This window comes from Bradyrhizobium sp. Pha-3 (assembly GCF_042258325.1).
Classification (GTDB): Bacteria; Pseudomonadota; Alphaproteobacteria; order Rhizobiales; family Xanthobacteraceae; genus Bradyrhizobium; species Bradyrhizobium elkanii.
The window spans coordinates 3,233,459-3,247,341 of the sequence record NZ_CP170151.1 but is presented as its reverse complement, the minus strand read 5'-3'; the positions used below and the strand labels follow the sequence as shown (position 1 = coordinate 3,247,341).

Genomic DNA, 13,883 nt, shown 5'->3' with positions numbered 1-13,883 from the left:
GGCAGCGCAATCTAGCACCTCTTTGCGAAAGGCGTGCCATCGGCTTCGCCCCGCGTGCTGGCGCCGCTGGCGGTGATAGCGCCGCATCCTCGGCACGGCCGCAAGCCGCGAGCACCCGGCAGACTCAAAGCGGCCTAAGGCATTGGGATTATTTACAGATTTTAACGGTTGCGGCTGCACAAATCTCGCGCGTTAAGAAATTGTCCATGAAAATTTTGCATAAGCTTTAATCGGCCGAAGGTACTCCCCGGCCTCTTGGAGTGCCCCGCAATGCCCGCCCCCGTCACATTCCCCATCTCCATGTCCCGGCCTCCAATGGCATCCCGATTCTCGCTTGCTGCCAGGCTGTACTCGACGTTTGCGCTGATTGCGGCGCTGACCGCGGCCATCACCTTCCTGTCCGAATACAATGCGCGGCGTAATGCCGAGCTGACCGAGGCCGTCGACCTCGCAAGCCGTGCCGCACTCAATGTCGAGCGGGTCAATTCACTGGTCTATGCCGTGGTGATGGAATCCCGCGGCATCTACATGTCGACCGATCCGGCAGCGGTGAAGAAATACGGCGACGGACTGCTGGCGTTCAACGAACGCATTCTCGGCGTGGTCAAGAACTGGGAAACGCTGGTGCAGGCCGACGACGCCGCCCAGTTCGCGGTGTTCAAGAAGCGCATCGAGCAGTTCATCGATTTCCGCAAAGAGCTGGTACGCCGCGGCATCGAGATCGGCGCCGCAGCCGGGCGGGAGTGGGGCGACAACGACGCCAACCGCGACGTGCGCACCGCGCTGAACAAGGATCTCGAGGCGCTCTCCAAGGTCTATGCCGAGCGCAGCAAGAAGCTGGCGCGGGAGACCGACACCAACCGCACGATGGCACTGGTGCTGACCGGCCTCGGCGCCGCGGCCTTGATTGTGGTGGTACTCGGCGTGCTGATCATCGCCCGCTCGGTGGCCCGGCCGCTGTCGCAGATCACCACGACGATCAAGCGCGTCGCCGAGGGCACCGACCATGTCGAAGTACCGCATGTCGGGCGCAGCGACGAGATCGGCGCACTGGCACGCGCCATCAAGGTCTTCCAGGACGCGATGGACCGCAATCGCAGCCTGAACGCGCAGGTCGTACAGGAGTCCGAGGCGCGCGACGCGCGCGGCCGGCATATCGAGACCTTCGTCGAAGCGTTCCGTGACACGATCGGCGAGGTGCTCCGCGCGGTGCATGACAACGCTGCGACGATGCGCCAAACCGCGCAGACCATCGCAACCGTCGCGTCGGACGCCAGCGGCCGCGCGGTGGCGGCGGCAGGCGCCACCGAACAGGCCTCGAGCAACGTCTCCGCGGTGGCGGGCGCAGCCGAAGAACTCTCCGCCTCGGTCGAGGAGATCGGCCGCCAGGTCAAGCAGTCGTCCGGCGCCGTCGATCAGGCCGGTGTACGCACCGACCGCTCGATCACCGAGATCGAGGGCCTTGCCGCCACCACCCAGCGCATCGACGGGGTGCTGAGCCTGATCCAGGCGATCGCCGAGCAGACCAACCTGCTCGCCCTCAACGCCACCATCGAAGCCGCCCGCGCCGGCGATGCCGGCCGTGGCTTCGCCGTCGTCGCGCACGAGGTCAAGGCGCTCGCCGGCCAGACCGCGAAGGCAACCGCCGAGATCAGCGAGAATGTGGGCCTGATCCAGGCCTCGACCCGCAACTCCGTGGCCGCCGTGCGCGAGATCGGCCAGGCGGTGCGCGAGATCAGCAACGTCACCGCGAACATCGCGAGCGCGATCGGCCAGCAGGACGCGGCCACGCGCGAAATCTCCGCCAATGCACAGATGGCCGCCCAGGGCAACGAGACCCTGGTTACCAATGTCGGCTCGCTCCGCGACGATATGGACCAGACCAGCAAGGCGGCGGAATCGGTGCTCGCGGCCTCAAACGATCTGACCGCAACGGCCGAGACACTGTCGCGCGAGGTCGAGCAGTTCTTCCGCAACCTGCGCAGCGACGCGGCCGACGGCCTGCAGCGGACCGGAACCTGAGCCGATCCCGCGATGTTGCGAGGCCCTACGACAGGGCCCCGGCAATCTGGATGGTTAAGACTCTCCCAACGCACGGACGCAAATTGCGTCCGCTTCAGGTCGCATTTCTCAATTTGATGCCTCCATAGAAAGCGTCACTGCGCGGGAAAGTGGAAGCGAGCAATGAACGGGCTTTTGCCAAGGCCGAAGGCGGTGCCGACCAAACGGCTCCTTGCGCTCGGGATCGGCCTCGTTCTCTGCTTTTCGGCGATCTGCGCATCCATTCTCTGGGAGATGGCGAGCAAGGACTATCGGCATGCGAAGGAAGGCGCGACCAACCTCGTCGCCTCCATCGCCAGCGAGATCGACCGCAACATCGACCTCTACGACCTCTCGCTCCAGGCGGTCGCCGACGGCGTCAAGCTGCCGGAGCTCGGCAAGATCAGCCCCGAGCTTCGCCAGGTCGTGCTGTTCGACCGCGCCGCCACAGCCAAGGATCTCGGCTCGATCCTCGTGCTGAATGCGGCGGGAGACGTCACGCTCGATTCCAGGACGTTGACGCCGCGGGCCGCAAATTTCGCCGATCGAGACTTCTTCCGGGCGCATCAGACGCGAGCGGACAGCGGACTGTTCATCAGCGCTCCGTGGATTACTTCTGATGGCGAATATCTGATCAGCCTCAGCCGCCGCATCAACAATGACGACGGCTCCTTTGCCGGCGTGGTCGCGGGCAGCATGCGGCTCAGCTATTTCCACAATCTGTTTCGCAAGCTGAACTTCGGCTTCGGCGACAGCATGGCGCTGTTCAACAGCGATGGCGTCATACTGATGCGCGCACCGTTCGACATCAGCAAGATCGGGCAGAGCATCAAGGACTCTCTGGTCTTCAAGCAGTTTCCGGCACGGCAGTCCGGCTCCTACATCACGAAATCGATCGTCGATCATGTCAGCCGGCTCTATGTTTTCCAGGCGGTGGGCCACAATCGCCTGCTCATCGCCGAGGGTCTCGCGCTCGACGGCATCTATGCCGACTGGTGGCAGCAGATCTGGCTGATCGGCAGCGTGGTTGCAGCGCTCTGCGGCTTCTCGATCGTCCTGATGTTCTACCTGGTGGCCGCTCTCAAACGGCGGGCCGCCGCGGAAGACCGGCTCGCGCACCTCGCGAACACGGATGCACTGACAGGCCTCGCCAACCGCCGCCGCCTCGACGATACCCTTGACGTCGAATGGCGCCGTGGCATGCGCGCAAAGGCGCCGGTCTCGCTTCTGATGATCGACGTCGATCATTTCAAGATCTACAACGACACCTACGGGCATCAGGCCGGCGACGCCGTGCTCACCACCGTGGGACGGTGCATCGCAAGCAGCGCCAAGCGTGCAACCGATCTCGGCGCCCGCTATGGCGGCGAGGAGTTTTCGGTGTTGCTGCCGGGCATCGGCAAGACGGGCGCCCTGGAAATTGCCGAACGGATTCGCGCGAAGCTGGCGGCTGCGCGGGAATCCGAGCCTGAGTTGCCGACCGTCAGCATCGGATTGTCCTGCCTCGTCCCGGACCACGAGCGCACGTCGCGCGATCTGCTCAAGGCCGCGGACCTCGCGCTCTATCAAGCCAAGCGCGAAGGCCGCGACCGCGTCATCGTCAGCCCGATCGGGTGGGACAAATCGGGCAAGCGGCACGTCGCCTGATCGCGATCGCATTGGCGCGGTCGAGCGCGCCGCGCGCCCATCCCGGCTCACTCCACCGGCAGCACGTCGACCGCAACGGCGAGCTTTTGCTTGCGCGCGCCGACGATGACGCCGTCGACCGGCGAGACGTCGGCAAAGTCGCGGCCGATGGCGAGAATGATGTGGTCGCTCCCGACCATCAGATCGTTGGTCGGGTCGAACCCGACCCAGCCAAGCGCGCTGCCGCACCAGACCGAGACCCAGGCATGGGTGGCGTCCGCGCCCTGCAGCCGCGGCTGGCCCGGCGGCGGAATGGTGCGCAAATAGCCGCTGACATAGGCCGCGGGCAGGCCGAGGCCGCGCAGCCCTGCGATCATCACATGGGCAAAGTCCTGGCACACGCCATGGCGCTTCTCGAACACGTCGCGAAGCGGCGTCGAGATCACGGTCGCCTTGGGATCGTATTTGAAGTCGTTGCGGATGCGGCGCATCAGGTCGGACGCACAGGCAAGGATGCCGCCACCAGGCAAAAAGCTCGCAGAGGCGTAGGCCGTCACCGGCCGCAGCACCGGCACCAGCGCGCTGGCAAAGACGTAGCCGACCGGCGAGGCCGCATCGAGGCTCGACGCCTCGAACGCATTGTCGCGCACGTCCTCCCAGGGCGGGCTGGTGGCGCCGCGCGCTGGTGACTGCCGCGCCACCGAGACCCGCGAGCGGGCATCGATGCGCAGACTGCGATGCGCGGTCTCGATCAGGACGCTTTCCGTGAGCGTGCCGAAGAAGTCGCGCCTTGTGGTGCGTTCCGCGGGCTTCGGACGGATCTCGACCGAATGCGAGATCAGCTGCTGCCCGTCGCCGCTGATCGGCTCCAGCCGCAGCGAGCAGCGCGCGAAGCTGACCTGGGTCTCGTAGCTGTAGGTCGTGACGTGACGGATGTCGTAGATCACGCCAGCCCCGTGAGCTTCTCCGGCCGGCTGGCATTCGGTCCGTGCGGGAAGTAATGCAGCCCAATCGCGTCGGCGAGGTTGAGCAGATCCTGCTCCAGGGCGAACAGGGTCTTGACGTCGAGGCTCGAGGCTTCAACCGTTGTGAGCATCGCCTCGACCGCGACGGCGAGCCGCTGCGGCCGCTCGATCAGGCCATGCTCCTTCAGGCTCGGCAGCGCGGCGATGTGCTCGTTCAGCGCCGCGACCTGGAATGCGACCGAGCGCGGATTGTAGGGGTCGAGCACCGCCAGATCGCGCACCGGTGCGAGCAACGGCTGCACCAGATAGCGCGAGCGATAGGTGATCTGGCAGTCGACCAGCGTGAGCAGAACGTCGAGGTCCTCGTCACCGGCTTCGTCATAGGCGAACTGACGGGCAAAGCGCGTGGTGTTGACGGCGCGCTCGGCGCGGCGGCCCATCTCGAGGAAACGCCAGCCGGCGGCGCGGTTCATGTTTTCCTGTGCAAGGCCGGCGAAGCTTGCGAGCTCCTGCAGGGTCAGCTCCGCGGCGCTGACGACGCCGTCATCGTCGTGAACCTCGATGGCGAGCCGATCGGCCATCTCGGTGATGACCTGCCAGGCGTCCGGCGACAGCCGCTCGCGGAGCGAGGTCGCCGTGCGCTGCGCCGATCGCACCAGCGACAGCGCCGAGCCGAATTTCTCCTCGCTCTGCAGCGCTTCGAGCGCGACCCTGGCGAGATTGGCGCGCGCGGTTTGCGAGGCCGCGCCCCATGCGACCAGCATGCGCTGGATGCGCTCGGCCGAATGCATCGCCGGCGCCGCGCCGTTCGAATTCGCGCGCGCGGGATCGCGCAGCGGCGTGCACAGGGCGCGGATCAGCCGGATGGTGGCCTCGGCGCGCTCCAGATAGCGGCCGAGCCAGAACAGATTGTCGGCGGCACGGCTCGGCAGCACGCCCGCAATGCGGCGGATGCGGACGGTGTCGCCCGCCGGCAGCAAGGTCGAGGTCGCAACCGCCCTGTCGGAGACCACCCAGACGTCGGCGGACACCGCGCCATCGCCCATCGACACCGCGCGCGCATCGGCCCGATCGGCAATCCGGCAGAAGCCGCCCGGCAGCACCGTCCAGCCGTTCGGCGTCGCCGCCGCGAACACCCGCAACACGAATGGACGCGGCGCGATGCGGCCGTTCTCCCATACCGGCGTAGTCGACAGCCGCACCAACTCCTGACCGACATAATCGATGCCGCGATGGCTGATCGCATCCTTCAGGCGGTCGCGGTCCGCGGCCGACAATTCGCCCGGCAGCACCGGTCCGTTGCCGGGAAAATCCGTAACGCCGCGGCCATAGGCGCCTTCGATCGCGAACTCGTCGAGCCGCGACAGCACATGCTCGCGCGCGGATTTCTGGCCGCACCACCAGGTCGCGATGTGCGGCATCATCAGGTCTTCAGAGAGCAGGCGCCGGCAGAGATTTGGCAGGAAGCCCAGCAGTGCCCTCGCCTCCATCACGCCGGAGCCCGGCATGTTGGCGACCACGACGCCGCCCTTGCGCAGCACCTCGACGAGCCCGGGCACGCCGAGATAGGAGGACGCGTCGAGCTCGAGCGGATCGAGCATGTTGGAATCGACCCGGCGCAGCAGCACGTCGAGCCGCTTCAATCCGGCAACGGTGCGGATGTGGATGCGGTCGCCGGAGACCGCGAGATCGTCGCCCTCGACCAGCAGAAAACCGAGATAGCGCGCCAGCGTAGCGTGCTCGAAATAGGTCTCGCTGAACGCGCCGGGCGTCAGCAGGCCGATCCGCGGCTCGTCGCGATCGGCGCTGGCGCGCAGTGAATCGCGGAACGCCTCGAAGAACGGCGCGACCCGTTCGACATTCATCGACTTGTAGAGATTGGAAAAGGCGCGCGACAGCACCAGGCGGTTTTCCAGCGCATAGCCCGCGCCCGACGGCGCCTGCGTGCGGTCGCCGAGCACCCACCAGCGGCCGTCGGGCGCGCGGCCGATGTCGGCGGCGTAGAGATGCAGATAGCGGCCCCCCGGCGGCTTGATGCCGCTGACCGCGCGCAGATACTCGCTGCTGCCGGCAATCGCCGCCGCGGGGATGGCGCCGTCGGCAACAAGCCGCCCTTCGCCGTAGAGATCGGCCAGCACCATCTCCAGAAGCTGCGCGCGTTGCGCGACACCGGCGGCGAGCTGCCGCCAGTCGGCCGCATCGATGATCAGCGGCAGATGGCTGAGCGGCCAGATCCGGTCGGAAGTGTCGCCCGGCGCGCGATAGGTGACGCCGGCCTCATGCAGATGGCGGTCGGCGGAGGCGAAGCGGCGCTCGATATCGGCCGGCGACAGCGCGGCAAAGGCGTCGAAGAAGCGCGCCCAGGCCGGCCGCGGCGCGCCGTTGTCAGCAATATACTCGTCGGGGATGCCGGGCAGCCGGACATAGTCGCGGGTCCACTGCGCCATCCGGCGCTGACCGGGACGGGCCCTGCTCTCCTGACTGCTGCCTTGACTATTGCCTTGGCCACCCGATGCGGTCATTCCACTTCCCCTTGACACAATTAGTGCAGGAGCGGCGTCCGCAAGTCGAGGGTCAAGGGAAACTCAATTGTGCGTTCCTCGGGCGGCGTCTCGATCTTGCCGGGGGTGTGGCCATGCTCCTGGAAGCGCGCCAGCCGCCGTGCCTCGGCCTCGTAGGAATTGACCGGCTTGGTCTCGTAGTTGCGGCCGCCGGGATGGGCGACATGATAGACGCAGCCGCCGAGCGAGCGGCCGTTCCAGGTGTCGATCAGGTCAAACGTCAGCGGCGCATGCACGGGGGTGGTCGGATGCAGGCCGGAGGCCGGCTGCCAGGCCTTGAAGCGGACGCCCGCGACCGCCTCGCCGGCGCGGCCGGTCTCGGTCATCGGCATCCGCCTGCCGTTGCAGGTGATGACGTGGCGGCCTTCGACGAAGCCGGTCGCCTTCACCTGCAGGCGCTCGACCGACGAATCGACGTAGCGCACGGTGCCGCCGGAGGTGCCCTCCTCGCCCAGCACATGCCAGGGCTCGAGCGCTTGCCGCAGCTCGAGGCCGACGCCGCCGTGATGAACGCGGCCGAAGACAGGGAAGCGGAATTCGAGCTGGGCCTGGTACCATTCCGGCTCGACGTGGTAGCCGGATTGCTTGAGCTCGGCGAGCACGCCGAGAAAATCCTCCCAGAGGAAATGCGGCAGCATGAAGCGGTCATGCAGCGCGGTGCCCCAGCGCACGAACTTGCCCTGCTGCGGCTCGCGCCAGAGCTTTGCGATCAGCGCGCGGATCAACAGCTGCTGCGCCAACGACATCCGCGGGTCGGGCGGCATCTCGAGCGCGCGGAATTCGACGAGGCCGAGCCGGCCGGTCGGGCCGTCGGGCGAATAGAGCTTGTCGATGCAGATCTCGGCGCGATGGGTGTTGCCGGTGATGTCGACCAGGATGTGCCGGAACAGGCGATCGACCAGCCACAGCGGCGCATCCATGCCCGGCGGCGGCACGTGCGACAGCGCGATCTCCAGCTCATAGAGCCCGTCATGCCGCGCCTCGTCGATGCGCGGCGCCTGGCTGGTCGGACCGATGAACATGCCGGAAAACAGATAGGACAGCGACGGATGCCGCTGCCAGTACAGCACGAGGCTCTTCAACAGATCCGGCCGGCGCAGGAATGGTGAATCCTCCGGATTGCTGCCGCCGACCACGATGTGGTTGCCGCCGCCGGTGCCGGTGTGGCGGCCGTCGATCAGGAAACGGTTGGCCCCTAACCGCGTCTTCGCGGAATCCTCATAGAGGCCGAGCGTAATGTCGACGGCCTCGCGCCAGCTCTGTGCCGGCTGCACATTGATCTCGATCACGCCGGGATCCGGCGTCACCTTGATCACCTCGATGCGCGGATCGAAAGGCGGCGCGTAACCCTCGACATGGACCTGCAGCTGCAGCTCCTCGGCGGCGGCTTCGATCGCTGCGATCAGGTCGAGATAATCCTCGACCTTCTCGACCGGCGGCATGAAGGCGCACAGCACTCCGTCGCGAAGCTCGATCGACATCGCGGTGCGCACCGGCAGCGGCTCGGGAATCTCCTTCAATGCCTGCTGCAGCTCTTCGAACAACGCGTCGCGCGGCGCCATCGGATCGCGCTCGACGACGTAGGGATAATCGTCCGGCGGCACATATTCGAGCGATGAGATCGGAAGCCGCAAGCCCAGCGGGGAGTCGCCGGGCGACAGGAACAGATGGCTGCGCCGGATCTTCCAACGCTCGCTGCGCCAACGCGCCGGCACACGATCGCCGAGCGGGCTCCAGCGCTGGATCGGCAGCACATAGCCTTTCGGCGTGGTCAGCCCCTCGTCGAACACCCGCGCAAGGCGCGCGCGCTCTTCCGGATCGGTTAATTTGGAATTCGCAGGGGTTACATTGGCCGGCAGGGCGGCCTCACGCTGCAGCCAGAAACCCGGATCTTCATAGGCGGGCATGGCATAGTCGGCGCTGAGACCGAGCCTCGCTGCGGTCGCCTCGACGAAACGTCGGGCTTCCGCGATCTCGGCCTTGCGCGAATTCTCGATGCCAGCGATCAGCTCGGCATTCTTCCAGATCGGCTTGCCGTCCTTGCGCCAGTAGAGACCGAACGCCCAGCGCGGCAGGCTCTCGCCGGGATACCATTTGCCCTGGCCGTAATGCAGCAGGCCGCCGGGCGCGAACCGGGTGCGCAGCTTGCGGATCAACTCATCGGCGAGCGCGCGCTTGGTCGGGCCGACCGCGGCGACGTTCCACTCCGGCGATTCCAGATCGTCGACCGAAACGAAGGTCGGCTCACCGCCCATGGTCAGCCGCACATCGTCTTTCCTCAGATCGGCATCGACCTGCTCGCCGAGCCGGTCGAGCCGCGCCCAGGATTCATCCGAGAATGGTTTGGTGATGCGCGGCGCCTCGCCGATCCGCCTGACGCTCATCTCGAAGCCGAACTCGACATTGGCAACGCCCGCGGTGCCGGTCACCGGCGCGGCCGAGCGGTAGTGCGGCGTGGCGCAGACCGGGATGTGACCCTCGCCGGTCAGCATGCCGGAGGTGACGTCGAAACCGATCCAGCCCGCGCCCGGCAGGTAGACCTCGGCCCAGGCGTGCAGGTCGGTGAAATCGCTCTCGACCTCACGCGGCCCCTCGAGCGGATCGATGTCCGGCCGCAACTGAATGAGGTAACCGGAGACGAAACGCGCGGCGAGCCCGAGATGGCGCAGCGTCTGGATCAACAGCCACGCCGAGTCGCGGCAGGAGCCGGAGCCCGCGGCCAGCGTCTCCTCCGGCGTCTGGATGCCGGCCTCCATGCGGATCACGTAGCTGATCTTCTTCTGCAGCTGCGCGTTCAGCTCGACCAGGAAGTTGACGGTGCTGTCGGCCTGGCGCGGAATCTCCTTCAGGTAAGCCGCGAGCAATGGCCCGGGCTCATCGGTCTCGAGATAGGACGCGAGCTCGGTCTTGAGATCGCCGGGATATTCGAATGGAAAGCTGTTGGCGTAGGGCTCGACGAAGAAGTCGAACGGATTGACCACCGTCATGTCAGCGGTGAAATCGACCTCGACCTTGAGCTCGGTGGTCTTCTCCGGAAACACGTAGCGCGCCAGCCAGTTGCCCTGCGGGTCCTGCTGCCAGTTCACGAAGTGATTGGCGGGCGTGACCTTGAGCGAATAGCTTGTGATCGGCGTGCGCGTATGCGGCGCGGGCCGGAGCCGGATGGTCTGAGGCCCGAGATCGATCGGCCGGTCGTATTTGTAGTGCGTGACGTGATGCAGTGCGATGGATATCGACACGGACCGAGGGCTCCAGCAGCTTTTTTGAGCAGAACACTGGTTCCGGTCGACATCAAGCACTAACAACGGGCAGCGGTTGCCCAAGGTAAGGGCGTGTTCTGTAGCCCGGATGGAGCGAAAGCGAAATCCGGGATCTTCTCCGCAGACAGAATCCCGGATTGCGCTGCGCTTCATCCGGGCTACGCGATTGCTAGCGGCCGACCGCGCCGGATACCTGCGAAGCAAGCTGCTCGGCGAGCATGTGATAGCCCTCGGGGGTCAAATGCACACCGTCGGGCTGATGGGGGAGTCCACCCAGCATCCCGTTAGGGAGCATGATCACCGCGATGCCACGGGCGCTGAGGCGACTTTGAATATCCGCTGTCCGGTCAGGGCTGCCCTTGCGTCGATCATTGCCGCCTGGCTGCAAGATAACCGCGCGGATCCCGTTCGGGACGGCGCGGTCCAGGCGTTGCAGCATCCCTTCCGTGGTGTCGCCGTTGATGCCGGCGTTCACGACACGGACATTCAGTCCCTTCGCCCGCAAGATCGCTTCAAGCTGCGCGGGATAGGCCTGGTTGCGCGCCACGCCCTTGCCATAGGTATTGCTCGCGCCAAGCGCCACGATGGTTGCGGCGTCGGCCAAACCGGCGCCGAGGCTCAAGGCGGCGAGAAATACGAGGCATCCGACAATTCCCAGCCGACGCGCGCGCATGCTTCCTCCGTCCAATCCGTAGCTCGGATGGAGAGCAGCGTAATCCGGGAAGCTGCATTCGCCAACGTGCTTCCTTGTCGTCCCTGCGAAACCAGGGACCCATACCGCGTGATCTATCGATGAAAAACGCTGGCAGACGCCTTGCACATCGCTACGGCCGGTGCCTATGGGTCCCTGCTTTCGCAGGGACGACAGCGGAGTGTAAGGCTAGATCGTAGCCCAATTCTACATCGTCGCGCCGAGCACCCACGGCGCGAACTCGGCGCCGCCAAAGTCAAAACTCTCGCTCTTGGTCGGCTGGCCCGAGGCGGTCTTGAGGATGAGGTCGAAGATGCGCTGGCCGCATTCCTGCACGCTCTCCTCGCCATCGAGGATGGTGCCGCAATTGACGTCCATGTCGTCTTCCATCCGCTTGTACATCGGCGTGTTGGTGGCGAGCTTGATCGACGGCGCGGGCTTGCAGCCGAACACGCTGCCGCGGCCGGTGGTGAAGCAGACAAGGTTGGCGCCGCCGGCGACCTGCCCAGTCGCAGCGACCGGGTCGTAGCCGGGCGTGTCCATGAACACAAAGCCCTTCTTGGTGACGGGCTCGGCGTAGTTGAGGACGTCGACGAGATTGGTGCTGCCGGCCTTGGCCATCGCGCCCAGCGACTTCTCCAAGATGGTGGTGAGGCCGCCGGCCTTGTTGCCGGGGCTCGGATTGGCGTTCATCTCGGCGCCTTCGCGGCTCGTGTATTCCTCCCACCAGCGCATCAGGCCGACCAGCTTCTCGCCGACCTCGCGGCTGACGGCGCGGCGAGTCAGCAGATGCTCGGCGCCGTAGGTCTCCGGCGTCTCCGAGAGGATCACGGTGCCGCCGTGACGGACCAAGAGATCGCTCGCCGCGCCGAGCGCCGGATTGGCGGATACGCCGGAGTAACCATCCGAGCCGCCGCATTGCAGCGCCACGGTGAGTTCGCTCGCCGGCACCGCCTCGCGCTTGACCTTGTTGGCATCGGCGAGCGCTTCTTTCACGAAGGCAACGCCGGCTTCCACCGTCTTGCGGGTGCCGCCGACCTCCTGGATGTCCATCGCGCGCAGCCGGCCCGCAAGCTTCTGCTCCTGCATCAGGCCGCCGATCTGGTTCACCTCGCAGCCGAGGCCGAGCACGATGACGTTGGAGAAATTGACGTGACGCGCATAGCCGCCGAGCGTGCGGCGGAGCAGCGCCAAGGGCTCGTCCTGGGTCATGCCGCAGCCGGTCTTGTGGGTCAGCGCGACGACGCCGTCGACATTCGGGAAATCGGCGAGTGGATTGTCGCCGGTGAACGGGTTCTTCTTGAACATGTCGGCCACGATGCCGGCGACATGGGCGCTGCAATTCACCGAGGTGAGGATGCCGATATAGTTGCGGGTCGCGACGCGGCCGTCAGCGCGGCGGATGCCTTCGAACGTCGCCGGCAGATCGAAGTTCGGCACCGGCTTGACGTCGACGCCATAGGCATAATCCTTGGCGAAATCGCCCATGCCGCAGTTCTGGGTATGCACGTGCTGGCCGGGCGCGATCGCCTGGGTCGCAAAGCCGATGATCTGGCCGTAGCGCCGGATCGGCTCGCCTTGCGCGATCGGCTTGATCGCGACCTTGTGGCCGGCCGGAATGCGATCGACCGTCGTGACGCCCTCGGTCACCTCAAGCCCCGGCGGCAAGCTCGCGCGCGCGATCAGGACGCTGTCGTCGGCGTGCAGGCGGATCACTTGTGCCGAGGCCATGGGAGTTCTCCTTGGTGTCTTCTTCACCTCTCCCCGTCCTTTACGGGGAGAGGTCGGATCGCGTCAGCGATCCGGGTGAGGGGCGAGGCACGATGTCACTTACAACGATGGCGCTCGCCGGATAGAGGCCCCTCACCCCAACCCTCTCCCCGCATCCGCCTTCGCCCGAAGGCGTGCTTCGGCGGACAAGAGAGCGGGGCGAGGGAGCAGAGCTAACATCGCGGACAGAACTTACGCCTTGCCGCCGGACTTCTCGCGGGTCGCGTTGACCTGCATCTTGGCGTAGACCTGCATCAGGCCGACCTCGTTCGACAGCGTCACGAGCTTGAAGCCCATGTTGATCGCGCGCACCGCGCCGTCGGCGCCCGAGCAGTGGATGCCCGGGTTGAGGCCGCGCTTGCCGCACTCCTTGATGATCTTCTCATAGATCTTGAGGATCTCCGGCTCGTCGCGATCGAGCTTCGGCACCAGGCCGTAGGAGAAGCCAAGATCGGACGGGCCGATATACACGCCATCGATGCCTTCGACATCGAGGATCGCTTCCATGTTCTCGACCGCGGTCTTGGTCTCCATCATCGGCAGCAGCACGATCTCGTCGTTGGCGGTCTGCTGATAGGTGCCGGCCGAGCCGTACATGCCGGCGCGGATCGGGCCGTTGGAGCGCACACCCTTCGGCGGATACTTGGCGTAGGAGACGAGGTTCTTGGCTTCCTGCGGCGTGTTGACCATCGGGCAGATCACGCCATAGGCGCCGCCGTCCAGCACCTTGCCGATGATGCCGGGCTCGTTCCAGGGCACGCGGACCATCGGGGTGACCGGATGGGCGTGCATCGACTGGAAGCATTGCACCATCGACTGATAATCCTGCACACCATGCTGCATGTCGACGGTGACGCTGTCGAAGCCGCACTGCGCGATCACCTCGGCTGAAAACCCGGAGGGAATCGCGAGCCACGCGTTCACCACCGCCTTGCCGGATGCCCAGACTTGCTTGACCTTGTTTGCCATT

The 13,883-nt window shown here is 66.0% G+C and carries 8 protein-coding genes; 2 read left to right on the top strand and 6 right to left on the bottom strand.

Annotation, left to right across the window (positions count from 1 at the left end):
- Nucleotides 1-315: 315 nt before the first annotated feature.
- Both ACE10X_RS15095 and ACE10X_RS15090 read left to right on the top strand, forming a co-directional pair.
- On the top strand, nucleotides 316-2,022 hold the full coding sequence (locus ACE10X_RS15095; RefSeq protein ID WP_085970715.1) for a methyl-accepting chemotaxis protein: 1,707 nt from the start codon (nucleotides 316-318) through the stop codon (nucleotides 2,020-2,022).
- A 162-nt stretch (nucleotides 2,023-2,184) separates the two neighbouring features.
- Nucleotides 2,185-3,687 (top strand): sensor domain-containing diguanylate cyclase, encoded by a 1,503-nt coding sequence (locus ACE10X_RS15090; RefSeq protein ID WP_038386410.1) that lies wholly within the window; start codon nucleotides 2,185-2,187, stop codon nucleotides 3,685-3,687.
- Between the two features lie 47 nt (nucleotides 3,688-3,734).
- On the opposite strand, the gene ACE10X_RS15085 is transcribed toward ACE10X_RS15090, so the two are convergent.
- From ACE10X_RS15085 to ACE10X_RS15060, 6 genes are all read right to left on the bottom strand, one after another.
- Nucleotides 3,735-4,613, bottom strand: a complete 879-nt coding sequence (locus ACE10X_RS15085; RefSeq protein WP_038386409.1) for a transglutaminase family protein — start codon at nucleotides 4,611-4,613, stop codon at nucleotides 3,735-3,737.
- Entirely contained in the window at nucleotides 4,610-7,153 is a 2,544-nt protein-coding gene (locus tag ACE10X_RS15080) for a circularly permuted type 2 ATP-grasp protein (RefSeq protein ID WP_038386408.1), read from the bottom strand. Before ACE10X_RS15080 ends, ACE10X_RS15085 begins: the two co-directional genes overlap by 4 nt.
- A 20-nt stretch (nucleotides 7,154-7,173) precedes the next feature.
- Complete coding sequence (locus tag ACE10X_RS15075; protein WP_038386407.1) at nucleotides 7,174-10,431, bottom strand: DUF2126 domain-containing protein; 3,258 nt, start codon at nucleotides 10,429-10,431, stop codon at nucleotides 7,174-7,176.
- 190 nt (nucleotides 10,432-10,621) lie between these two features.
- A complete protein-coding gene (locus ACE10X_RS15070; RefSeq protein WP_038386406.1) occupies nucleotides 10,622-11,125 on the bottom strand; it encodes a GDSL-type esterase/lipase family protein in 504 nt (167 codons plus the stop codon).
- Nucleotides 11,126-11,350: 225 nt separating this feature from the next.
- Complete coding sequence (locus ACE10X_RS15065; RefSeq protein WP_038386405.1) at nucleotides 11,351-12,874, bottom strand: UxaA family hydrolase; 1,524 nt, start codon at nucleotides 12,872-12,874, stop codon at nucleotides 11,351-11,353.
- Nucleotides 12,875-13,105: 231 nt separating this feature from the next.
- Complete coding sequence (locus ACE10X_RS15060) at nucleotides 13,106-13,882, bottom strand: HpcH/HpaI aldolase/citrate lyase family protein (RefSeq protein WP_028338709.1); 777 nt, start codon at nucleotides 13,880-13,882, stop codon at nucleotides 13,106-13,108.
- Nucleotide 13,883: the final 1 nt, after the last annotated feature.

Excerpts from the sequence above, each read along its gene's own strand:
- ACE10X_RS15060 (WP_028338709.1), bottom strand. The coding sequence starts at position 13,882 with ATGGCAAACAAGGTCAAGCAAGTCTGGGCATCCGGCAAGGCGGTGGTG.
- ACE10X_RS15070 (WP_038386406.1), bottom strand. The coding sequence starts at position 11,125 with ATGCGCGCGCGTCGGCTGGGAATTGTCGGATGCCTCGTATTTCTCGCC.
- ACE10X_RS15095 (WP_085970715.1), top strand. The coding sequence starts at position 316 with ATGGCATCCCGATTCTCGCTTGCTGCCAGGCTGTACTCGACGTTTGCG.
- ACE10X_RS15090 (WP_038386410.1), top strand. The coding sequence starts at position 2,185 with ATGAACGGGCTTTTGCCAAGGCCGAAGGCGGTGCCGACCAAACGGCTC.
- ACE10X_RS15065 (WP_038386405.1), bottom strand. The coding sequence starts at position 12,874 with ATGGCCTCGGCACAAGTGATCCGCCTGCACGCCGACGACAGCGTCCTG.
- ACE10X_RS15080 (WP_038386408.1), bottom strand. The coding sequence starts at position 7,153 with ATGACCGCATCGGGTGGCCAAGGCAATAGTCAAGGCAGCAGTCAGGAG.